This window comes from Brevundimonas sp. PWP3-1b1 (assembly GCF_049896065.1).
GTDB classification, from domain to species: Bacteria; Pseudomonadota; Alphaproteobacteria; order Caulobacterales; family Caulobacteraceae; genus Brevundimonas; species Brevundimonas intermedia_B.
In genome coordinates this window covers 623,102-644,435 of record NZ_JAFCTO010000002.1, presented here as the reverse complement: position 1 = coordinate 644,435, position 21,334 = coordinate 623,102, and the positions used below count along the sequence as shown (strand labels likewise).

The 21,334-nt window shown below is 67.1% G+C and carries 17 protein-coding genes; 11 read left to right on the top strand and 6 right to left on the bottom strand.

The window, feature by feature from the left end:
• Positions 1-9 precede the first annotated feature (9 nt).
• The 8 genes from ACP69V_RS15025 (at position 10) to ACP69V_RS14990 (ending at position 12,276) form a co-directional block, all read left to right on the top strand.
• The gene (locus ACP69V_RS15025; RefSeq protein ID WP_426024564.1) at positions 10-2,310 is read left to right on the top strand and encodes a TonB-dependent receptor; all 2,301 of its coding nucleotides are present in this window, start codon (positions 10-12) and stop codon (positions 2,308-2,310) included.
• A 125-nt stretch (positions 2,311-2,435) separates the two neighbouring features.
• Positions 2,436-3,971 carry a spinster family MFS transporter gene (locus ACP69V_RS15020; RefSeq protein ID WP_426024563.1) on the top strand — a complete coding sequence of 512 codons (1,536 nt, stop codon included), beginning with the start codon at positions 2,436-2,438 and terminating at the stop codon, positions 3,969-3,971.
• A gap of 85 nt (positions 3,972-4,056) precedes the next feature.
• Complete coding sequence (gene sucC, locus ACP69V_RS15015; protein WP_426024562.1) at positions 4,057-5,247, top strand: ADP-forming succinate--CoA ligase subunit beta; 1,191 nt, start codon at positions 4,057-4,059, stop codon at positions 5,245-5,247.
• Between the two features lie 59 nt (positions 5,248-5,306).
• The gene (gene sucD / locus ACP69V_RS15010) at positions 5,307-6,209 is read left to right on the top strand and encodes a succinate--CoA ligase subunit alpha (RefSeq protein WP_409717347.1); all 903 of its coding nucleotides are present in this window, start codon (positions 5,307-5,309) and stop codon (positions 6,207-6,209) included.
• A 291-nt stretch (positions 6,210-6,500) separates the two neighbouring features.
• Positions 6,501-9,515, top strand: coding sequence for a 2-oxoglutarate dehydrogenase E1 component (locus tag ACP69V_RS15005; RefSeq protein WP_426024561.1), 3,015 nt, complete (start codon positions 6,501-6,503; stop codon positions 9,513-9,515).
• Positions 9,516-9,558: 43 nt separating this feature from the next.
• Positions 9,559-11,103 carry a 2-oxoglutarate dehydrogenase complex dihydrolipoyllysine-residue succinyltransferase gene (gene odhB, locus ACP69V_RS15000; protein WP_426024560.1) on the top strand — a complete coding sequence of 515 codons (1,545 nt, stop codon included), beginning with the start codon at positions 9,559-9,561 and terminating at the stop codon, positions 11,101-11,103.
• Between the two features lie 58 nt (positions 11,104-11,161).
• The gene (locus ACP69V_RS14995; protein ID WP_426024559.1) at positions 11,162-11,773 is read left to right on the top strand and encodes a glutathione S-transferase family protein; all 612 of its coding nucleotides are present in this window, start codon (positions 11,162-11,164) and stop codon (positions 11,771-11,773) included.
• Between the two features lie 164 nt (positions 11,774-11,937).
• Positions 11,938-12,276 carry a hypothetical protein gene (locus ACP69V_RS14990; protein ID WP_426024558.1) on the top strand — a complete coding sequence of 113 codons (339 nt, stop codon included), beginning with the start codon at positions 11,938-11,940 and terminating at the stop codon, positions 12,274-12,276.
• Here ACP69V_RS14990 and prfA read toward each other — a convergent pair whose 3' ends face one another.
• On the bottom strand, positions 12,277-13,344 hold the full coding sequence (prfA, locus tag ACP69V_RS14985; protein ID WP_135194440.1) for a peptide chain release factor 1: 1,068 nt from the start codon (positions 13,342-13,344) through the stop codon (positions 12,277-12,279). It abuts the gene before it with no gap.
• 362 nt (positions 13,345-13,706) lie between these two features.
• Between prfA and ACP69V_RS14980 the strand changes: the two genes are divergently transcribed.
• The 3 genes from ACP69V_RS14980 to ACP69V_RS14970 are packed head-to-tail and all read left to right on the top strand — an operon-like array spanning position 13,707 to position 15,501.
• Positions 13,707-14,189 (top strand): response regulator, encoded by a 483-nt coding sequence (locus ACP69V_RS14980; RefSeq protein ID WP_426024557.1) that lies wholly within the window; start codon positions 13,707-13,709, stop codon positions 14,187-14,189.
• 60 nt (positions 14,190-14,249) lie between these two features.
• Complete coding sequence (locus ACP69V_RS14975; protein ID WP_426024556.1) at positions 14,250-14,690, top strand: RrF2 family transcriptional regulator; 441 nt, start codon at positions 14,250-14,252, stop codon at positions 14,688-14,690.
• Between the two features lie 34 nt (positions 14,691-14,724).
• On the top strand, positions 14,725-15,501 hold the full coding sequence (locus tag ACP69V_RS14970) for a sulfite exporter TauE/SafE family protein (protein WP_426024555.1): 777 nt from the start codon (positions 14,725-14,727) through the stop codon (positions 15,499-15,501).
• A 57-nt stretch (positions 15,502-15,558) separates the two neighbouring features.
• Here the strand turns inward: ACP69V_RS14970 and ACP69V_RS14965 are convergent, their stop codons facing one another.
• The 5 genes from ACP69V_RS14965 to ptsP all read right to left on the bottom strand — a co-directional run bounded on the left by ACP69V_RS14965 (position 15,559) and on the right by ptsP (position 21,334).
• Entirely contained in the window at positions 15,559-16,089 is a 531-nt protein-coding gene (locus tag ACP69V_RS14965; RefSeq protein ID WP_426024554.1) for a hypothetical protein, read from the bottom strand.
• A complete protein-coding gene (locus ACP69V_RS14960; protein WP_426024553.1) occupies positions 16,089-16,550 on the bottom strand; it encodes a PEGA domain-containing protein in 462 nt (153 codons plus the stop codon). Before ACP69V_RS14960 ends, ACP69V_RS14965 begins: the two co-directional genes overlap by 1 nt.
• A gap of 126 nt (positions 16,551-16,676) precedes the next feature.
• Entirely contained in the window at positions 16,677-17,813 is a 1,137-nt protein-coding gene (gene ispG, locus ACP69V_RS14955) for a flavodoxin-dependent (E)-4-hydroxy-3-methylbut-2-enyl-diphosphate synthase (protein ID WP_426024552.1), read from the bottom strand.
• 48 nt (positions 17,814-17,861) lie between these two features.
• The gene (locus ACP69V_RS14950) at positions 17,862-18,974 is read right to left on the bottom strand and encodes a helix-turn-helix domain-containing protein (protein ID WP_426024551.1); all 1,113 of its coding nucleotides are present in this window, start codon (positions 18,972-18,974) and stop codon (positions 17,862-17,864) included.
• A 101-nt stretch (positions 18,975-19,075) separates the two neighbouring features.
• Complete coding sequence (ptsP, locus tag ACP69V_RS14945; protein ID WP_245159394.1) at positions 19,076-21,334, bottom strand: phosphoenolpyruvate--protein phosphotransferase; 2,259 nt, start codon at positions 21,332-21,334, stop codon at positions 19,076-19,078.

Sequence of the window (21,334 nt, the reverse complement as noted above, 5' to 3'; positions counted from 1 at the left end):
TCTATGATCATGAACCGTCATGTGAAGTGCGCGCTGCTGGCCGGCGCGGCGTGGGGCGTGCTTGCGGGGGCTTCGGTCGCCCAGGATGCGGAGGCCGCCGCCCAAACCGCAAACGATAGGGCCGCCAACAATCAGGATGCAGCGACCGTCGACGACATCGTCGTCACCGCGCGTCGTCGTGCGGAAAGCCTGCAGGACGTGCCGGTCGCCGTCACCGCCGTCAGCGGCGAACAGCTTGAGGCGCGCGGCGCCCTGGACATCACCGAACTGGCGCGTTCGACGCCCAGCCTGACGCTGAACGCCGCGCGCGGTTCGAACTCGACCCTGATCTCCTTCATCCGCGGCGTGGGCCAGCAGGATCCGCTGTGGGGCTTCGATCCCGGCGTGGGTCTCTATATCGACGACGTCTATGTGGCCCGTCCGCAGGCCGCCGTTCTGGACATATTCGACGTGGAGCGGGTCGAGGTTCTGCGCGGACCGCAAGGCACCCTTTACGGCCGCAACACCATCGGCGGCGCGATCAAATACGTCACGAGCCGCATCGACGCCGACGAGCCCGAAGGTCGCATCCGCGCCTCCTACGGCAGCTATAACCAGCGCGACGTGATCGCCAGCGCCCAGCTGCCCTTCAGCGACGAATTCAAGGTCTCGGCCGCCCTGGCCCGCTATCTGCGCGACGGCTACGGCAAGAACCTGAACACCGGCAACGAGCACTACAACAAGGACGTCACCGCCTTCCGCGCCAGTGCGGAATGGACCCCGACCGACAGCCTGTTCTTCCGTCTGGCCGGCGATCTGGTGAACGACGATTCCAACGCCCGGCACGGCCACCGCGAGTTCGCCCCTTCGCCGGCCGATCCGTACGACACCAACGCCGGCGCCGGCGACAAGAACCGCGTCCAGACGCGCGGCGTGTCGTTGACCGGCGAATGGGAGATGAGCGACCTGCTGACCTTCAAGTCGATCACCGCCTATCGCGACGGCTTCACGCGCGGCAACATCGACTTCGACAACCTGCCGGGACCGATCCTGGACATCCCCGCCGCCTATGACGACGACCAGTTCAGCCAGGAGTTCCAGGTGGTGGTCAGCGCAGGCCGCCTGAACGGTGTCGCCGGTGTCTTCTACATGGACGCCAACGCCTCGGGCGCCTTCGACACCGTCGTGGGTCTATATGACGCCAATGTGGTTCTCAGCTTGCCGGCTGGCACCTTCCCTGTCGGACTGACCACCCTGACCTCGGGTTCGGTGGCGACCAAGAGCTACGCCGCCTTCGCCGACTTCAGCTACGACGTGACCGACGCTCTCTCCGTCTCGGTCGGCGGACGCTTCACCAAGGACGAGAAGGAAGGCACGGTCTTCCGCCAACAATATTTTGGCATCCGCAGCCCTTACTTTGGCAACAACACCTCTGTCCTGGCAGGCGCACCCCGCACCAACTACACCCGCACCCGCGAGTTCGAGAAGTTCACCCCACGCGTCTCGGTCAACTACAAGTTCGGCCCCGATCTGACGGCCTATGCCTCGTGGGGCGAGGGCTTCAAGTCGGGCGGGTTCGACATGCGCGGCGATGCGGTCCTGTATCCCGCCACCGTCAACGGCTATGCGCCCGAGACCGTCGAGACCTACGAGATCGGGCTGAAGGGCTCGCTGCTGGATCGTCGCCTGACCTTCGCCACGGCGATCTTCGATTCCAGCTACGAGAACCAGCAGATCACGACCCAGTATCCAGCCGGCGCCACCGTCGCCTCGGTGGTGGACAATGTCGGTTCGTCGTCGATCCGCGGCTGGGAGTTCGAGGGCCGTCTGCGCGCGACCAGCGCCCTGACGATCAACGCCTCGCTCAGCTATATCGACGCCAGCTTTGACCAGTTCCTGGCCTATATTCCGACAGCGTCGGGCAATACGTCCTGCCCCACCCTGCCGGGCTGCGTCGTCGATGTGTCGTCGCAGCGCGACTTCCAGAACACCCCCGAATGGACCGGCTCGATCGGCGCCACCTACAACTGGTTTATGGAGAACGGCTCGTCGATCGCCTTCATTCCATCGGTGGCCTATCGCGGCGCCTATCAGCAGTTCGAGACGGCGGCGCCTCTGCTCGATCAGGGCGCCTACTGGATGTATGACGCCAGCATCGTCTGGACCTCGTCCGACGACCGCCTGACCTTCGGCGTCCACGGCAAGAACCTGGGCGACGAACGCTATAAGGTCGGTGGCTACACCTTCCCCGGCGCCCTGACCGGCGACTCGATCATCGGCTTCTACGGCCCGCCGCGCACGGTCACGGCCACCCTGGGGCTGAAATTCTGATCCCTATCCACAACGCCTGACGACGAGGGGCGGCGGTCTCCGGGCCGCCGCCCTTTTGTTTGCAGAGAGCACAGTTGCGGCTAGGCTCGCCTCAACGAATAAAAAAGACGCCGAGGGAAACGCCGATGACGACGGATACGCTGACGGTCGAAGACAAGGCCGTCGAGGGTGAGGCGCGGCCGGAACGGCCTGGCTACCGCTACTATGTGCTGGCGGTCCTGATCCTGATCTACATGTTGAACTTCCTGGATCGCCAGATCATCGGCATCCTGGCCGCGCCGCTGAAGGAAGAGTTCGGCATGTCCGACAGCCAGTTCGGCCTGTTGGGCGGCATCGCCTTCGCCTCGGTCTATTCGACATTGGCCATTCCCCTGGCCTGGCTGGCGGACCGCTACAGCCGGGTCTGGATCATGACCGGCGCCCTGACGGTCTGGTCGGGCTTCACCGCCTTGTGCGGCATGGCGGGTTCCTTCGGGCAGTTGTTCCTGTGTCGGATGGGCGTGGGCATCGGCGAGGCGGGCGGGGTGGCCCCGGCCTATTCGCTGATCGCCGACTATTTCCCGCCGCATCAGCGCGCGCGAGCCATGGCCGCCTTCGCCTTCGGCATTCCGCTGGGCATGGCGGCGGGCACACTGGTCGGCGGCCTGCTGGCGGCGACCTACGGCTGGCGCACGGCCTTCATCGTGGTCGGCCTGCTAGGCGTGCTGGTCGCGCCGCTGCTGCGTCTGACGGTGCGCGATCCCAGGCGGGGAGGGACCGATGCGGTCAAGACCGAGGCCCAGGTCGCGGCCCTGGCCGCCGCCCCCGTCGGAACGGACCGGGCGGGCAAGATCGCCGCCCAGATCATGCTGGGGCTGGGGATCGGCCTGCTGATCCTCGGGGGCTTGAGCTGGCTGATGGGCACGTCGCTGGGCAATCCGCTGGTGCTGGCCTTCGGCGGCTTGCTGGCGGTGGTGATCGGCATATCGCTGATGATCGCGCGCCGCACGGCCTCGGTGGTGATCAAGAAGCCCAGCTTCTGGCTGCTGGGCCTGGGCGCGGCCTCGTCGTCGGTGTGCGGTTATGGCGTCGCCGGCTGGTTGCCCCTGTTCTTCATGCGCAGCTTCGACCTGACCCTGCGCCAGACCAGCATCTACTATTCCGGCATCGCCCTGATCGGCGGCATCCTGGGCATCTGGCTGGGCGGCATGATCGCCGACAAACTGTCGAAGAAGGGCAAGGGCGCCTATCCGCTGACGCCGGCCATCGCTTTCCTGATCTCGGCGCCGTGCTTCATCCTGGCGATGAACTCGCCCTGGCTGATCGGCCTGGTTCTGCCCGGCGGCGGCAGCCATGTGCAGCAGCTGACCTTGGCCTTCCTGATCTTCCTGTTGCCGACCGGACTGAACCTGGCCTGGCTGGGTCCGATCACGGCGGCGGTCCAGCATCTGGTGCCGGCGGCCATGCGTTCCACCGCCTCTGCCCTGTTCCTGCTGCTGAACAATCTGCTCGGGATCGCGGTCGGCTTCTACTATTTCGGCTGGATGAGCGACCTGTTGGCGCCGCGCTTCGGCGAGGAGAGCCTGCGGTGGGCCATCTACACTGGCATGGGCTTTTATGTGCTGGCGGCGATCCTGCTGATCGGGGCCTCGCGCACGCTGAAGCGGGACTGGGTCGACTAAAGGGGGGCTGTGGACGGTTGCACCTGCGAAGGGGTGGGGCCTATAAGCCCCGCAACTCTCCAAGCAGCGGTTGCGGTGGTCCCCCATGAACATTCACGAATATCAGGCCAAGCAGGTCCTCAAAGGTTTCGGCGCCCCCGTCGCCGAAGGCGTCGCGGTGACGTCGGTCGATCAGGTCGAGGCGGCCGCCAAATCCCTGCCCGGCCCGCTCTATGTCGTGAAGTCGCAGATCCACGCCGGCGGACGCGGCAAGGGCAAGTTCAAGGAACTGCCGGCCGAGGCCAAGGGCGGCGTGCGCCTGGCCTTCTCGGTCGAGGAAGCCGTCTCCCACGCCAAGGAAATGCTGGGCAACACCCTGGTCACCGCCCAGACGGGCGACGCCGGCAAGCAGGTCAACCGCCTCTACATCGAGGACGGCGCCGACATCGATCGTGAGCTTTACCTCTCGCTGCTGGTCGACCGCGCCTATGGCCGCATCGCCTTCGTCGTCTCGACCGAAGGCGGCATGGACATCGAAACCGTCGCCCACGACACGCCCGAGAAGATCCAGAACATCGTCATCGACCCGAACGCGGGCGTGACCGACGCCGACGTCGCCGCCATCAGCGCCGCCTACGGCCTGACCGGCGCGGCCGCCGAAGACGCCAAGTCCCTGTTCCCGGCGCTGTACAAGGCCTTCGTCGAGAAGGACATGGACATGCTGGAGGTGAACCCCCTGATCGTCATGAAGGACGGCCATCTGCGCGTCCTGGACGCCAAGGTCAGCTTCGACGGCAACGCCCTGTTCCGTCACGACGACATCAAGGCCCTGCGCGACGAGACCGAGGAAGACGCCAAGGAAATCGAAGCGTCCAAGTGGGACCTGGCCTACGTCTCGCTGGACGGCAACATCGGTTGCATGGTCAACGGCGCGGGCCTGGCCATGGCGACGATGGACATCATCAAGCTGTACGGCAAGGAGCCGGCCAACTTCTGCGACGTCGGCGGCGGCGCCGGCAAGGAGAAGGTCGCTGCGGCCTTCAAGATCATCACCGCCGACCCGAACGTCCAGGGCATCCTGGTCAACATCTTCGGCGGCATCATGAAGTGCGACGTGATCGCCGAGGGCGTCGTCGCCGCGGTGAAGGAAGTCGGTCTTAAGGTGCCGCTGGTCGTGCGTCTGGAAGGCACCAACGCCGAACTGGGCAAGAAAATCCTGAACGAGTCGGGCTTGGCCATCACGGCCGCCGACGACCTCGACGACGCCGCCCAGAAGATCGTCGCGGCGGTCGGCTGAGGCTATCGCCTCACCGCCACCGCCCTGCTGACTGACACATTCCAGAGATCGATAGACCCATGTCCATCCTCGTCAACAAAGACACCAAGATCATCGTTCAGGGCCTGACCGGCAAGACCGGCGGCTTCCACACCGAACAGGCCCTGGCCTATCACGGCACCCAGATGGTCGCCGGCGTGCATCCGACCAAGGGCGGCACGAACTGGACCGGCTCGCACGGCGAAAGCCTGCCGATCTACGCCTCGGTCGCCGAAGCCCGCGACGCCACGGGCGCCGACGCCTCGGTGATCTACGTCCCGCCGTCGGGCGCGGCCGCCGCCATCATCGAAGCCATCGACGCCGAGATCCCCTTCATCACCTGCATCACCGAAGGCATCCCGGTGATGGACATGGTCAACGTCAAGCGCCGCCTGGAAGGCTCCAAGTCGCGCCTGCTGGGCCCGAACTGCCCCGGCATCCTGACGCCGGACGAGTGCAAGATCGGCATCATGCCGGGCAACATCTTCAAGAAGGGCTCGGTCGGCATCGTGTCGCGTTCGGGCACCCTGACCTATGAAGCCGTGTTCCAGACCACCAACGAAGGCCTGGGCCAGACCACCGCCGTCGGCATCGGCGGCGACCCTGTCAAGGGCACCGAGTTCATCGACGTGCTGGAGCTGTTCCTGGCCGATCCGGAAACCACCTCGATCATCATGATCGGTGAAATTGGCGGCGGCGCCGAAGAAGAGGCCGCCCAGTTCCTGATCGACGAGGCCAAGAAGGGCCGCAAGAAGCCGATGGCCGGCTTCATCGCCGGACGGACCGCGCCCAAGGGCCGCACCATGGGCCACGCCGGCGCCGTCGTCTCTGGCGGCAAGGGCGATGCGGAATCCAAGATCGCCGCCATGGAAGCCGCCGGCATCCGCATGTCGGAATCGCCCGCTCGCCTGGGCAAGACCCTGGTGGAAGTGCTGAAGGGCTGATCCATTGCGCTGCGCGCGGGCGCTATGCTCGCCGCGCCCCCGGCCTGATCTTCGATCAGCCGGAGGACAGGCTCTGGCTCGCGACTTGAGCGCCTTTCGGCATCAAAAATGCCGTGTGACGCAGGAATGGACGCCCTCGGCTCAGGCCGGGGGCGTTTTTCTTTGCGCCTGCGACCAATTTCTCACCGAATTGCCCCGTTTCGGTCATGACCCATAAGGAAACGACGCCTATATGACGGGCGCGCCCCTCACGGAGATGTGTCCGTCGGGGCCCAGGGATTGCGAAAAACGATGGCGGACGATGCCGGTCGGCTGAACCAGGTCTTTGCCGAGACCTCATTCCTCTACGGGTCCAATGCGGCCTATGTGGAGGAGCTGCAGGAGAAGTGGGCGAAAGACCCCGGCTCCGTCTCGGCCGAATGGAAAGCCTTCTTCGACCAACTGCGCGACAACGCCGCGCTGGTGACCGCCTCAGCGGGAGCGGGAAGTTGGGGACGGGGCGTGGCGACCGAACCCACCGAGGAGACCGGCGTGTTCGACGGCCGTTGGCCGGCCCCGAAACCCGATCCCAGGAAGCCCGGCGCCGCGCCGGCCGCTCCGGCCGCCAAGGCTGCGCCCGCCGACGTCTCGGCCGATGTCATCCGCGCCGCCGCCCATGATTCCATCCGCGCCCTGATGCTGATCCGAAGCTATCGCGTGCGCGGCCACCTGCAGGCCAAGCTGGACCCGCTGGGCATCGAACAGCCGGTCGAGAACCCCGAGCTGACGCCGGAATTCTATGGCTTCAGCGGCGCCGATCTGGACCGTCCGATCTTCCTGGATGGCGTGCTGGGCCTTCAGACCGGCACGATCCGCGAAGTTCTGGACATCCTGAAGCGCACCTATTGCGGCACGGTCGGCATCCAGTTCATGCATATCGCCGAGCCGGAAGAGAAATCCTGGCTGCAGCAGCGGTTCGAGGGGCCTGACAAGTTCGAGCAGAACGCCTTCTCCAAGGAAGGCAAGCTGGCCATCCTGTCCAAGCTGGTCGAGGCGGAAGGCTTCGAACGCTTCCTGCACAAACGCTTCCCCGGCACCAAGCGGTTCGGCCTGGACGGCGGCGAGGCCATGGTCCCGGCGCTGGAGCAGGTCATCAAGCGCGGCGGTTCGCTGGGCGTCGACGAGGTCGTGCTGGGCATGGCCCACCGCGGCCGCCTGAACGTGCTCGCCGCCGTGATGGGCAAGCCCTACAAGGTCATCTTCCACGAGTTCCAGGGCGGTTCGGCCGTGCCGAGCGACATCGAAGGCTCGGGCGACGTCAAATATCATATGGGCGCCTCGTCGAACCGCGAGTTCGACGGCAATCACGTCCACCTGTCGCTGACCGCCAACCCGTCGCACCTTGAGATCGTCAACCCGGTCGTCCTGGGCAAGGCGCGCGCCAAACAGGCGTTCGACATCCGCGAGGCCAACGAGGGCGTGCCGGAAGGCCAGTGGGCGCTGGACCGCTCCAAGGTCGTGCCGCTGCTGATCCACGGCGACGCCGCCTTCGCAGGCCAGGGCGTGGTCGCCGAATGTTTCGCCTTGATGGGGCTGAAAGGTTACCGCACCGGCGGCACCCTGCATTTCGTCATCAACAACCAGATCGGCTTCACCACCAGCCCGCGCAACTCGCGTTCGTCGCCCTATCCGTCGGATGTGGCGCTGATGGTTCAGGCCCCGATCTTCCACGTCAACGGCGACGACCCCGAAGCGGTCGTCTTCGCCTCCAAGGTGGCCACCGAATACCGCCAGAAGTTCCACAAGGACGTGGTGGTGGACATGTTCTGCTACCGCCGCTTCGGCCACAACGAAGGCGACGATCCCACCTTCACCCAGCCGCTGATGTATTCGAAGATCCGCGCCCAGCCCTCGACCCGCGAACTGTATTCGCAGCGTCTGGTGGCCGAAGGCGTGATCACCCAGGCCGACGTGGACGCCGAGGTCGAACGGTTCGAGAAATTCCTCGACGAGCAGTTCGAGGCCGGCAAGACCTGGTCCGCCGAAAAGGCCGACTGGCTGGACGGCCAATGGCAGGGCTTCCAAGCGCCCAAGGACGAGCTGCGCGGCGACACCGCCGTGCCGCTGGCCAAGCTGACCGACCTGGGTCACCGCCTGACCACCATCCCCAACAGCGTCGATATGCACAAGACGCTGAAGCGCGTCATCGACGGTCGCCGCGAGGCCATCACCTCGGGCCAGGGGCTGGACTGGGCCACGGCCGAGAGCCTGGCCTTCGCCAGCCTAGTCGATGAAGGCTTCCCGATCCGCCTGTCGGGCCAGGATTCGGTGCGCGGCACCTTCTCGCAGCGTCACTCGGGCATCATCGATCAGACGACCGAAGAGCGCTACATCCCGCTGAACAACCTGCGCGAAGGCCAGGCCAACTACGAGGTCATCGACTCGGCCCTGTCGGAAGAGGCGGTGCTGGGCTTCGAGTACGGCTATTCGCTGGCCGACCCCAATACGCTGGTCATGTGGGAAGCCCAGTTCGGCGACTTCGTGAACGGCGCCCAGGTGGTGATCGACCAGTTCATCAGCTCGGGCGAACGCAAATGGCTGCGCATGAGCGGCCTGACCATGCTGCTGCCGCACGGCTACGAGGGGCAGGGGCCGGAACACTCCTCGGCCCGCCTGGAGCGCTTCCTGCAGCAGTGCGCCGAAGACAATATGCAGGTCGCCAACTGCACGACACCGGCCAACTATTTCCACATCCTGCGTCGCCAGATGCACCGGCCGTTCCGCAAGCCGCTGATCCTGATGACGCCCAAGTCCCTGTTGCGTCACAAGAAGGCGGTCTCGTCCATGGCGGACCTGGCGGAGGGTTCGGCCTTCCACCGCCTGCTGCACGACGACGCCCAGACGCGTCCCGAGATCGCCGGGATCACGATCAAGGCGGACAAGGACATCCGCCGGGTCATCCTGTGCTCGGGCAAGGTCTATTACGACCTGCTGGACGCCCGCGAGAAGAAGGCCAAGGACGGCCAGGCCGTGGACGACGTCTACATCCTGCGCCTGGAACAGTTCTACCCGTGGCCGATCCAGTCCCTGCGCAAGGAACTGGCCCGCTTCCCGAAGGCCGAGGTCGTCTGGTGCCAGGAAGAGCCCAAGAACATGGGCGGCTGGACCTTCGTCGATCCGTGGCTGGAGCTGACGCTCGACAAGCTGGACGTCGCCTCCAAGCGCGCCCGCTACGTCGGCCGTCCCGGTTCCGCCTCGACCGCCGCCGGTTTGATGAGCCGGCACCTGAAGGAACTCGACGCCTTCACGACCGAAGCCTTCGCCTGATACACGTATAAAAAGACCGACCTAGAGACGAGCTGGACCTGACATGGCCGACATCCTGACCCCCGCCCTCGGTGAATCCGTCACCGAAGCCACCATCGCGAAGTGGACCAAGAAGGTCGGTGATCCGGTCAAGAAGGACGAACTGCTGGTCGAGCTGGAGACTGACAAGGTCTCGCTGGAAGTCGTCTCGCCCGCCGACGGCGTGCTGGGCGACATCAAGGCGGCCGAGGGCGACAATGTCGTTCCCGGCACGATCCTGGGTTCGGTGACCGAAGGCGCGTCCGCCGCCGCTCCTGCCCCCGCTCAGGCTGCCAAGGCCGCACCGACCGCCAAGGCCGAGACCAAATCGGCCCCCGCCGCTGCGGCTCCTGCCGCCGCCCCTGCCGCCGCCGCCATCGACATCATGGTGCCGGTCATGGGCGAGAGCGTCGCTGAAGGCTCGGTGGGCAAGTGGCTCAAGAAGTCCGGCGATGCGGTCAAGAAAGACGAACTGCTGGTCGAGATCGAGACCGACAAGGTCGCGGTCGAGGTGTCGGCCCCGGCTGACGGCGTCCTGACCATCGCCGCCGACGAAGGCGCGACCGTCACACCGAACCAGAAGATCGGCTCGATCTTGGGTTCCGGCACGGCCGCCGCTGCACCGGCTGCTGCTCCGGCGCCTGCCGCCGCCGCCTCGGCCAACACCGGCTCGGCCCAGGTCTCGGGCGCCAAGAACGAAACCCTGTCGCCCGCCGTCCAGCGCGTGGTCGGAGAGAACAACCTGGACCCGAAGGCCATCACCGCCACCGGGCCCAAGGGCAACATCACCAAGGCCGACGCCATCGCCGCCATCGGCCAGGCCTCTGCCCCGGCCGCCGCCGCTGCGCCTGCCGCCCCGCGCGCCGACCAGCCGCGCGAAGAGCGGGTGAAGATGACGCGCCTGCGTCAGACAATCGCCCGTCGCCTGAAGGAATCGCAGAACACGGCCGCCCAGCTGACCACCTTCAACGAGGTGGACATGACCAACGTCATGGCCCTGCGCGCCCAATACAAGGACGTGTTCGAGAAGCGCCACGGCGTGAAGCTGGGCTTCATGTCCTTCTTCACCAAGGCGGTTGTCGCGGCCCTGCACGAGATCCCGGCCGTCAACGCCGAGATCGACGGCACGGACATCATCTACAAGAACCACTATGACATCGGCGTCGCCGTCGGCACCGACAAGGGTCTGGTGGTTCCGGTCCTGCGCGACGCCGACACCCTGACCCTCGCCGGCATCGAAAAGGGCATCGGCGCCCTGGGCAAGGCCGCTCGCGACGGCGACCTGACCATGGACCAGATGCAGGGCGGCACCTTCACCATCACCAACGGCGGCACCTATGGGTCGCTGATGTCCACGCCGATCCTGAATGCGCCGCAGTCGGGCATCCTGGGCATGCACAACATCGTCCAGCGCCCGATGGCCATCAACGGCGAGGTCAAGATCCGCCCGATGATGTATCTGGCCCTCAGCTACGATCACCGCATCGTGGACGGCAAGGAAGCCGTGACCTTCCTGGTCCGGGTCAAGGAACTGCTGGAAGATCCGGCGCGGGCCCTGCTCGACCTGTAACGACCCTGAAAAGGCGGCGACGATCTCGCCGCCTTTTTTCTTGCTGCGAGGTGCGAACATGCTGACCCTCTATACGTCCACCGGATCATGCAGCCGGGCCAGCCATATCGCGCTGGAAGAGTCGGGCCTGCCGTACGCGGTTCATCTGATCGATTTCGCCAAGTCGGACCAACGTCAGCCGGACTATCTGGCGATCAATCCCAAAGGGCGCGTGCCCGCCCTGGCGACCGATCAGGGCGTGCTGACCGAAAGCCCGGCCATTCTGGCCCATATCGCCGCGCTTGCGCCTGACGGCCTGTTGGCGCCGACCGATCCCTTCGCGTTTGCGCGGATGCAGGCCTTCAACCTCTATCTGGCCACCACCATCCATGTGGCCCACGCCCATGGACGGCGGGCTTCGCGCTGGAGCGATGACGCCGCCGCCCAGGCGACCATGGCCGCCAAGGTGACGCAGAACATGCGCGACGGCTTCGCTCTGATCGAGGCGGACCTGACCGGCGATTGGGTCATGGGCGACGCCTATACGGTCGCGGACCCCTATCTGTTCACCTTCGCAGGCTGGCTGGAAACCGACGGCGTGGACATCGCCGAGTTCCCCAGGGTCCAGGCCCATTTCGAACGGATCCAGGCCCGCCCCGCCGTCCAGCGGGCTCTAGCCGCCAAGGCTTAGCGCGCGGCGTGGGATACCATCGGTTGTGTCTATTTTGCGCCGGTCGTTAACGATCCAGATCGCCGTGCATTTTCCGCGATTACAACTGCGGAAAATGGTGCCTTATTCCTGCCATGGAGTGGGCGGCGCGCGCGATAGGGGTATTTTACGTCTTGGGCGGACTGATGCTTTTGTATCAGGCTTGGCTCAACTGGCGTCTGCAACGGGCCCTGTCCGGCCTGATTTCCGTTCCCACGACCGAACAGGTCGCTGACGGGGTGATCGCCCTGGGCGGGGTGCTGGTCCTGGCGTCCGGCGCGGCGCTGGCGGCGCTCAGCGCCTGGGCCGTCGTCGCCTTCCTGGCGGGATGGGTGATCCAGGCCGCCTATCTGCTCTGGGCCAACCGTTCCGATCTGAACGATCCGGCCGCCTCCGGCCGTCGGCGTTCGGTCCACGCCTTTGCGGGCTATACCGCCGCCACCGGCCTGGTGCTGTGGCTGCCGGTCGCGGGCGTGCTGGGCTGATCAGCCGAACTCGGCTTCCAGGTCCGCCAGGCGCGCGGCCTGGTCCTCGGCGATCAGGGCGTTCAGCAGGGGGTCGATGTCGCCTTCCATGATCTGAGGCAGGCTGTGCAGGGTCAGGTTGATGCGGTGATCGCTGACCCGGCCTTGAGGATAGTTGTAGGTGCGGATCCGTTCCGACCGGTCGCCCGATCCGACCTGGGACTTGCGCGTGTCGGACCGGGCCAGATCCTTGGCCTGGCGCTGCATGTCGTACAGGCGCACGCGCAGGTTCTTCATCGCCTTGTCGCGGTTCACGTGCTGGGACTTCTCCGACGAGGTCACCATGATGCCGGTGGGCAGGTGGGTGATGCGCACGGCGGAATCGGTCGTGTTGACGTGCTGGCCGCCCGAGCCGGAGGCGCGGAAGGTGTCGATGCGGATGTCCTTGTCATGAATCTCGATCTCGACGTCCTCGACCTCGGGCAGGACCGCCACGGTCGCCGCCGAGGTGTGGATGCGCCCCTGCGACTCGGTCGTCGGCACGCGCTGCACCCGGTGGACGCCGCTCTCGAACTTCAGCCGGCCGAACACGCCGTCGCCGGTGACGGTGGCGATGATCTCCTTGTAGCCCCCGGCGTCGCCCTCGGTCGCCGAATCCAGCTCGACCCGCCAGCCGCGCGTGGAGGCGTAGCGCGAATACATCCGGAACAGGTCGCCCGCGAACAGGGCCGCCTCGTCGCCGCCGGTGCCGGCGCGCACTTCCAGCACGGCCGAGGCGTTCTCGTCGGCGTCGCGGGGCGCCAGCAGCAGGGCGACCTCGCGCTCCAGATCCGGCAGGCGCTCGCCCAGGGTCCGCAGCTCGTCCTGCGCCATCGCCGCCATCTCGGGATCGGCCGTCATGGCCTCCAGGTCCGCCATCTCGGCGCGGGCGCGGGCCAGGCCCTGAACCGCGTCGGCGACCGGCTTCAGCTCGGCATGTTCCTTGGACAGGCGCACGATCTCTACGCCGTCGGTCGCCGCGCTCATTCGCGCCTCCACCTCATGGAAGCGGTCGAGCACTTGATCGAGACGGGCCTGGGGCAGTCGCAAGACGGAAATATCCTGAGGAAAAGCGAAGGGCCGTCCTTACCCGCCGGGCGCGGTCGTGTCGATTGCAAGCCGCTGCCAGCGCCGGGCGCCGCCCTTGTGATCGACGATGACGCCAGGGTCACGATGGCGTCAGGGCGGTTACGAAGAGGGATACAACCGTTTAGCTGGCGCCCAGCAACCTGAATAGGCAACCGTGAGGAGGACGCATGTTCGGCCACCCGCCCCCGTCTGGACCCGATAGGGCTCAACCCGAAACCGACCCTTTCGCCGGCAGCGTCGAACGCCTTTGTCGCCTGTACGACACCCGTCTGGCCGAGACAGCCGGAGACCTCTCACCTGAAGACGCTCGGGAGTTGAACGCCATGGCCGCCATCTATGACCTGGACACCGACCGTCCCTCGACCGAGGTCTGGCGCGACCTGCGCGCCGTCATCACACGCCAGGCCCCCGCCACATCGGCCGACGCCGCGCCGCCGACCGACGCCGAGGCCCTGACCCTGCTGGTGGTCGAGGATGATCCCGACGCCGCCGCCTCCCTGACCGAACTGCTGACCGAGGCGGGCCACAGCGTCGTCGGGCCCTTCCACGACGCGGCGGCCGCCGAGGCGGCGGCGGCGCTCCACAGCATCGACGCGGCCCTGCTGGACATCAATCTGTCGGGCGAGATGACCGGGGTCGAACTGGCCAGGGTGCTGACCGGACGCTGGGACGTGCGGGTCATCTTCATCTCCGGCGACGTCGCCGCCGCCGCCCGAAACGCCGACATGGCCGAGGCCCTGGTGCTGAAACCCTACAACGGCGCCCAGATCCTTGAGGCCGTGGCCCGGCTGGGCCGCTCGGCCTGAGATCGTCCGCACCGGCGAACGGCGTCTTGCGTCCCGCCTCCGGGCGGGCGATCACGGATCATGCTGTCGAACCGGTCCCGCTACGCCCTGCGCGCCATGGTCCATCTGGCGGGTCTGCCCGGCGGCGGGCCCGCGACCATCGCCGAGATCGCCGAGGCGGCGGCGGCCCCGCGCAAGTTTCTGGAGGCCATCCTGCTGGACCTGCGCCGTCACCACCTGCTGGTGTCGAAACGGGGCAGGGCGGGCGGCTATGCGCTCGCCGCGCCTGCCGACGCCATCAGCTTCGCCGACGTGATCCGGGCGCTGGAAGGGCCGCTGGCCCTGGCCCCTTGCGCCTCGCGCACCGCCTATGGCCCCTGCGAGACCTGCCCGGATGTCGACACCTGTCCGCTTCAACCCGTGCTTCAGGACGGTCGCGACGCCATTGCGGCCGTGTTCGAGGCAAGAACCCTTCTGCAAGCCGCCGCCAATTCTTCTCCTATTGACCGACTAGGGAAATAAACCGCACCGTTCGTCCGCGTTTCAGGGGCCGCCCATGCAAGACTTCCTTCTGTTCCTCCTCGTCGGTTTCCTGGCCCAGGTCGTGGATGGGGCGCTGGGCATGGCCTACGGCGTCATCTCCTCGACCGTGCTGCTGTCGTTCGGCGTGCCGCCCGCGACGGCGTCGGCCAGCGTCCACGCGGCCGAGGTCTTCACGACGGCCGCCTCGGCCGGGTCGCACACGATCAACAAGAACGTGAACTGGAAGCTGTTCGTACCCCTGGCCCTGGGCGGTGTCGTGGGCGGCGGCCTCGGCGCCTTCGTCCTGACCAGCATCGACGGTGATCTGCTGAAGCCCTGGATCACCACCTATCTGGCTGTCATGGGCGTCGTGATCATCTGGCGCGCCACCCGCCAGACGCGCGAGCGGATCTTCCCGCGCAAGTTCGCCGGACCCCTGGGCCTAGTCGGCGGATTCTTCGACGCCATCGGCGGCGGCGGATGGGGTCCCACGGTCACCACCACCCTGGTGGGAACGGGTCAGGATCCCCGCGTGTCAATCGGCACCACCAATACGGCCGAGTTCTTCGTCACCTCGGCCATCTCGGCGACCTTCCTCGCCGCCTTGCTGACCGGCCACTGGCAAGAGGCCGAGGGCATTTCCAGCCACGCCATGGCGGTCCTGGGCCTGATCCTCGGCGGCCTGATCGCGGCGCCCTTCGCCGGGATCATCGCCCGCATCGCCCCGCGCCGGGTCCTGACCTACGGCGTCGGCGCCGTGGTGCTTCTGTCCGCCGGCTATCAGGCGTTGCGCCTGTTCAAGGTGATCTGAAACGAAAAGCGGCGGCGGGTTCGCACCCGCCGCCGCTTCATTGTCATGTCCTGCGGCTCAACGCGCGCGGGCGCGGAAGCGGGTCAGGAATTCCTTGATGTTCTCGCGGATCGCCGCCTCGTTGGCCATGCGAAGGCGCTCGCCGGCGACGAGGGCCTGACCCATCGTCGCCGTTCCCGTCGCAGAGACCGTTTCGTCAAAGACGGTGCGTTCGCCACGAGCGACCGTGTAGCGAACCTGACTGGTGACCGTCATGTCGAAGCCGGCCAGCGGTTGCTTCAGGTTGATCAACGAAGCCGAGACGCTTATGGGCTGGCCTTCGGTCCCCATGTAGCCGGCAGCGGCCAGAGAGCCTTCAAGCGCGGTCTTGAAGTCCGCATTGGAGACCTGCGAGGTCCACAGCGGATTGGTGCTCTGACCTCCGGATACAGTCACGTTCGTCACCGAGCGATAGCCCAGGTCCCCGGCCGAGGCCGTCAGGCCCGGCGTGGCCGAGAGGGTCATCATGGCCGGGTTTGACGGCGTGGCGCAGGCCGCGACGCCCATCAGGGCAGCGAGCAGGCCAGCGGCTGCGATGCGGCGGATCATCATTCGCCCCCGGCCGAAGTTGCGGCGGGCGTGCGGGCAGCCGCCGCTTCCTCGGCAGGCGTGCGTAGGACGACGGTCAGCGGATTGGGCTTCAGATCGTTCAGGGCGCCGGACGACGCGTCGACGGCCCCACCGATAATTCCGCCGATCAGGACGTTGCCGGCCAGGGCCGCGCCGCCGGCGCCGGACATGCTGGTGGTGACCTCGTGCGTCTGCGAAACATACCCTTCCTTGGACACGGTGATGTTGAACGCGTCCTTGCGCGACATGCGGAAGGTGCAAGGTGTCGCGGCGCACTCGAAACCGTTCGAGGTGGTCGCCTGAGCGCCGGGCGGCGTGCTCTCGACGGTGAATTCTTGCGTGGTGCCGCGCGTCATGGTGGCGCACGCAGGCAGAGAAAGCGCCACGCCGACCAGCGTGAACGCACGCGCGCCAAAGCGCGCGACAGTTTTGGAAATCATTGAACCCTCGATAAAATAGGGTCCGGCCTCCCCAGGCGGACCTATATCCTAGGTTGCACGTTCATTATCGAGCGTCAATCACGGAACGGTGAAGTTTAAGGCGCCATCGCGGCGGATCGTGCAGACCTATTCCGCCGCCTGAAGCTCCGCCGCCCGCGCGGCGTCCAGTTCGGCCGCCTTTTGTTCGACCAGGTCGACGATGTGTTCGATCATGCCGTCGTTGGCCTGTTTGTGGGCGATCTTGCCGTTCAGATAGATCATGCCGGCGCCCTTGCCGCCGCCGGTGAAACCGATGTCGGTATAGAGGGCCTCGCCGGGGCCGTTCACGACGCAGCCGATCACCGACAGGCTCATCGGCGTCGAGATATGGGCCAGCTTTTCTTCCAGCAGGGTCACGGTCTCGATGACGTTGAAGCCCTGACGGGCGCACGACGGGCAGGCGATGATGTTGACGCCCCGGTGACGCAGGCCCAGCGACTTCAGGATGTCGAACCCGACCTTGATCTCCTCGACCGGATCGGCGGCGAGAGAGACGCGGATGGTGTCGCCGATGCCGGCCCACAGCATCGAGCCCATGCCTATGGCCGACTTGATCGTGCCGGTGCGCAAGGGCCCGGCCTCGGTCACGCCCAGGTGCAGTGGGCAGTCGATAGCCTCGGCCAGCTGTTGGTAGGCGGCGACGGTCAGGAAGGGATCGGAGGCCTTCACCGAGATCTTGAACTCGTGGAAGTCGTGATCCTGCAAGATGCGGGCGTGGTTCAGGGCGCTCTCGACCATGGCGTCGGGGCAGGGCTCGCCGTATTTTTCCAGCAGCTCCTTTTCCAGCGACCCGGCGTTGACGCCGATCCGCATCGAACAGCCGTTGTCCTTGGCCGCCTGGATCACGTCGCGGACGCGGTCGGCGCTGCCGATATTGCCCGGATTGATCCGCAGGCAGGCGGCGCCCGCCTCGGCGGCCTCGATGCCGCGCTTGTAGTGGAAGTGGATGTCGGCGACCAAGGGGACCTTGGCTTCGCGCGCGATGGTCTTGAAGGCCTCGGTCGACTCCACGTCAGGGCAGGAGACGCGGACAATGTCGGCGCCGGCCTCTTCCAGCTGGCGGATCTGGTCGATCGTCGCCGCCGCATCGGTCGTCGGCGTATTGGTCATCGACTGGACGCTGATCGGCGCGTCGCCGCCCACCAGGACGGAGCCGACGCGGATCTGGCGGCTCTTGCGGCGCTCGATATGGCGCCAGGGTCGGACGTGCGTGTGATCGCTCATGGAAGCATCATATAGGCCGTTGATGACGGCGGGACCACGGCCGACGTTTCAGTTCGGCGTCGTGGACGTGGGAGACGGGGCGGAAGTCTGCGTTTGCGTCTGGGCTCGGGCCTGAGCCGCCTGGGCCTGAGCTGCCTGGGCCTCGACCTGCGCGCGCGCCTGGGTCGCCGCCAGCTGTTTGGCGGCCTGGTCGGCGCGGCTGTTCAACTGGGCCAGCGGCGTCAGCACGCCGGCCAGCGGCCCGCCATACTCCCCGTTCAGATAGAGGTCGAAGGCGGCCGGGTCGGACACGTCCACCGTCGCCGTCACGCCAATGGGCGCCCGCCAGGCCTCGCCCGGCGCCATCTGGCGCGCGAACAGGGCCTGACCGTCGCCCAGCCGCACCACCAGGGCGCCGGCCGTCTTGGCCTGGATCACCACCATCGACGCGTTGGCCGGGGCGCCGTAGACGGCGCCGCGCGGGTTGAAGGCCTTCTGCACCGGCTCGGGATTGGCGGCGGCGGCGATGACGGCGGGATCGGTCGGATCGACGCCGGTCAGTTGGGCCTCAAGCCCGGGCGTGATGTAGAGCTGGGGCGTGGTCTGGTCGGGCGGCGCGGCCATGGGCGCGCTGAGGGCCAGTTGCGGATCGGGATCGACCCCGCTGACCCAGGTCTTGGGCACGGCGGCGATGTCGGACGGGTGCGCCGCCTGATGCAGGCTGGCGCGCTGGAACACGTTCCAGCCGATGACGGCGACCACCACGGCGATGACGCCGGCGACGATGCGCGGCGAATGGCGTTTCACGTCCTCGAAGGCGATGCCGATGGGCGCCTTCAGCGGCACGGAGGTGTCGGGGCTTTCGCGCTTGAACCGCTCGACCGCCAGTTGCTCGTCAAGGAACAGGGCCGAGGCATAGGCCCGCACATAGCCCAGGGCGAAGACGCGCGAGGGCAGGGCCGACCAGTCGCTCTGTTCCAGGGCGGTCAGGAAGCGGCGATGCACCTTGGTCTCGGCGGCCAGCTCGGCCAGGGATTTGCCCGACCGCTCGCGCGCATGACGCAGGCCCTCGCCCAGGCTCGCCGCGCCCGCGAACTCGGCCGTCGGATCCTGCCCGTCCGATATGGTCTTGATCGCGTCGGGGGCAGCCCCCGCATTCAGCGCCATTAGGCCTGACCCCATGTTCGGGAAAACACTGCGCCCGAGCGCCGTCTGTGTCGCCGGAGATAGACGATTGCGGGCCAGCCAGCAACGCCGCGCGTGGCCCGTCGCCGTCGTCGGAATCAGACCGCGACGTTCAGCTTGCGCGCCAGGGACTCGATCTCGTTGCGCACCGAGCCGGTGGACAGGTTCAGCAGATTGGCCATGCCGCGCCGCGCCGCGCTTAGGTCCGCCGACAGGATCATCCGCTTGACCGGCCCGACCCCGCCCGCCGGCGCCGACAGACGCGTGAACCCCAGGACGATCAGGGCGAAGGCCTCCAGCGGCCGTCCGGCCAGCTCGCCGCAGATCGACACCGGCGTGCCGGTGTCGGCGCAGGCCTTCTGGATCGACTGAAGCGCGCGCAGGGTCGGCGGCGACAGGGGGTCGTAACGGTCCGAGACCAGCGGATTGGTCCGGTCGGCCGCATACATATACTGGAACAGGTCGTTGGTGCCGATGGAGACGAAGTCCGTCAGCGGCAACAGGGCGTCCAGGTGCCATAGCAGCGACGGACATTCGACCATGGCCCCGACGCGCAGCAGGGCCGGCAGGGCGCGCCCGCGACGCTTGGCCCAGGCGCATTCGATGTCCACCAGTTCGCGCGCGGCCCGGAACTCGTCCACCGTGGCGATCATCGGGAACATGACCCGCAGTTCGCGGCCCGCCCCCGCCGCCAGCAGCGCACGAAGCTGCATCCGCAACAGCGACGGCCGGTCCAAGCCCAGGCGGATGGCGCGGCGGCCCAGGGCCGGGTTCTCTTCGCGCTCGGCCTCCAGATAGGGCAGCACCTTGTCGCCGCCGATGTCCAGGGTGCGGAAGGTGACGGGTTTGTCGCCGGCCGCGTCCAGCACCAGCTTGTACAGCGCCGTCTGGGCGTTCAGGCGGGGCAGTTCGTCCGAGACCATGAACTGGAACTCGGTGCGGAACAGGCCGATGCCTTCGGCGCCCGTCTCGGCCATGTTCTCCAGATCGACGGCGAGACCCGCATTGGTCAGTACCGTGATCCGCTGACCGTCCAGGGTGACGGCCGGCACGTCGCGCAGCTGGGCGAACTCGGCCTGGCGCTGTTCGCGCACGGCCATGCGCGACTGCACGGCCTCCAGCATGTCGGGGCGGGGGCGCAGATAGGTCTCGCCGGTCTCGCCGTCGGCGATGACCATGTCGCCTTCCGACAGCCGGTCGCGCAGGCCCATCAGGCGGCCGACGCAGGGGATCTGCAGAGCCCGCGCGACGATGGCGGCGTGGCTGGCGGCCGAGCCTTCCTCCAGCAACAGGCCCTTCAGCTTGTCGCGCGGATATTCCAGCAGGTCGGCGGGGCCCAGATTCCTCGCCACCAGTATGGCGTCGTCGGGCAGTTCGCGCTCGCCCGGCTTGTCGCCCGCCAGCACCCGCAACAGCCGGTTCGCCAGGTCCTCGAAGTCGTGCAGCCGCTCGCGGATATAGGGGTCGCGCGCCTGGGCGAAGCGGGCGCGGTGTTCGTTCCTGACCCGGTCCACCGCCGCCTCGGCCGTCAGGCCGTTGCGCACCGCCTCTTCCAGCGACCGGTTCCAGCCCCGGTCGTCGGCGAACATGCGGTAGGTCTCAAGCACCTCGAACGAGGGACCGGCCAGGCCCTGGCCCTTGTCCAGCATGACGTCCAGGCCGGTCTTCAGCGTGGCCAGCGCCAGCTTCAGCCGCGCCTCCTCCATCGCCGGGTCTTCGGACAGCAGCTTTTCCGGGGGCAGGGGCGCCTCGTGCAGCACCACATGGCCGAAGGCCAGGCCGTCCGAGAACTTCTGCCCCTTCAGCCGCTCGGGCCGATGCGGCGCCAGTTCGACGTCGCGCAACTCGTCCAGGGCCAGCAGTTCGCCGGACGACACCGTCTCGGACAGGACCATGGCGATGGTCTGGATGTCCTCGACCTCTTCCTCGTCATAGCGCCGCTCGGTGCGGTTCTGGACGACCAGCACGCCGATGGCCCGGCCACCACGCAGCAGGGGGGCGCCCAGGAAGGCGTGATAGGGGTCTTCGCCCGTCTCCGGTCGATAGGAGAAGGACGGGTGCGAGGGCGCGTCCGACAGGCTGATGGGCTGGGCCATCCGCGCCACCTCGCCGACCAGGCCCTCGCCTGGCCGCAGGCGGGTATTGTGGACGGCGTCGGGGTTCAGGCCCTCGGTGGCGAACAGCTCAAGCTCGCCCGAACCGCGACGCAGATAGATGGAGCAGACTTCGGCGACCATCGACCGGGCGATGATCCTGACCACCATGTTCAGACGGTCCTGCGCCGGGGTCGCGCCCGCGCCGGCCCCGCCCAGAGCCTCGCGGATCTGGCGCAGGAGGATCCGAGGTCCCCTGGTCAT

What these genes read in the sequence shown, in the direction of transcription:
- ptsP (WP_245159394.1), bottom strand. Translation starts at nt 21,334, where the DNA reads ATGACCAGGGGACCTCGGATCCTCCTGCGCCAGATCCGCGAGGCTCTG.
- ACP69V_RS14965 (WP_426024554.1), bottom strand. Translation starts at nt 16,089, where the DNA reads ATGATCCGCCGCATCGCAGCCGCTGGCCTGCTCGCTGCCCTGATGGGC.
- ACP69V_RS15020 (WP_426024563.1), top strand. Translation starts at nt 2,436, where the DNA reads ATGACGACGGATACGCTGACGGTCGAAGACAAGGCCGTCGAGGGTGAG.
- sucD (WP_409717347.1), top strand. Translation starts at nt 5,307, where the DNA reads ATGTCCATCCTCGTCAACAAAGACACCAAGATCATCGTTCAGGGCCTG.
- ACP69V_RS15025 (WP_426024564.1), top strand. Translation starts at nt 10, where the DNA reads ATGAACCGTCATGTGAAGTGCGCGCTGCTGGCCGGCGCGGCGTGGGGC.
- ACP69V_RS14950 (WP_426024551.1), bottom strand. Translation starts at nt 18,974, where the DNA reads ATGGGGTCAGGCCTAATGGCGCTGAATGCGGGGGCTGCCCCCGACGCG.
- ACP69V_RS14995 (WP_426024559.1), top strand. Translation starts at nt 11,162, where the DNA reads ATGCTGACCCTCTATACGTCCACCGGATCATGCAGCCGGGCCAGCCAT.
- ACP69V_RS14960 (WP_426024553.1), bottom strand. Translation starts at nt 16,550, where the DNA reads ATGATTTCCAAAACTGTCGCGCGCTTTGGCGCGCGTGCGTTCACGCTG.
- ACP69V_RS14980 (WP_426024557.1), top strand. Translation starts at nt 13,707, where the DNA reads ATGGCCGCCATCTATGACCTGGACACCGACCGTCCCTCGACCGAGGTC.
- ACP69V_RS15005 (WP_426024561.1), top strand. Translation starts at nt 6,501, where the DNA reads ATGGCGGACGATGCCGGTCGGCTGAACCAGGTCTTTGCCGAGACCTCA.
- odhB (WP_426024560.1), top strand. Translation starts at nt 9,559, where the DNA reads ATGGCCGACATCCTGACCCCCGCCCTCGGTGAATCCGTCACCGAAGCC.
- ispG (WP_426024552.1), bottom strand. Translation starts at nt 17,813, where the DNA reads ATGAGCGATCACACGCACGTCCGACCCTGGCGCCATATCGAGCGCCGC.
- sucC (WP_426024562.1), top strand. Translation starts at nt 4,057, where the DNA reads ATGAACATTCACGAATATCAGGCCAAGCAGGTCCTCAAAGGTTTCGGC.
- ACP69V_RS14975 (WP_426024556.1), top strand. Translation starts at nt 14,250, where the DNA reads ATGCTGTCGAACCGGTCCCGCTACGCCCTGCGCGCCATGGTCCATCTG.
- ACP69V_RS14970 (WP_426024555.1), top strand. Translation starts at nt 14,725, where the DNA reads ATGCAAGACTTCCTTCTGTTCCTCCTCGTCGGTTTCCTGGCCCAGGTC.
- ACP69V_RS14990 (WP_426024558.1), top strand. Translation starts at nt 11,938, where the DNA reads ATGCTTTTGTATCAGGCTTGGCTCAACTGGCGTCTGCAACGGGCCCTG.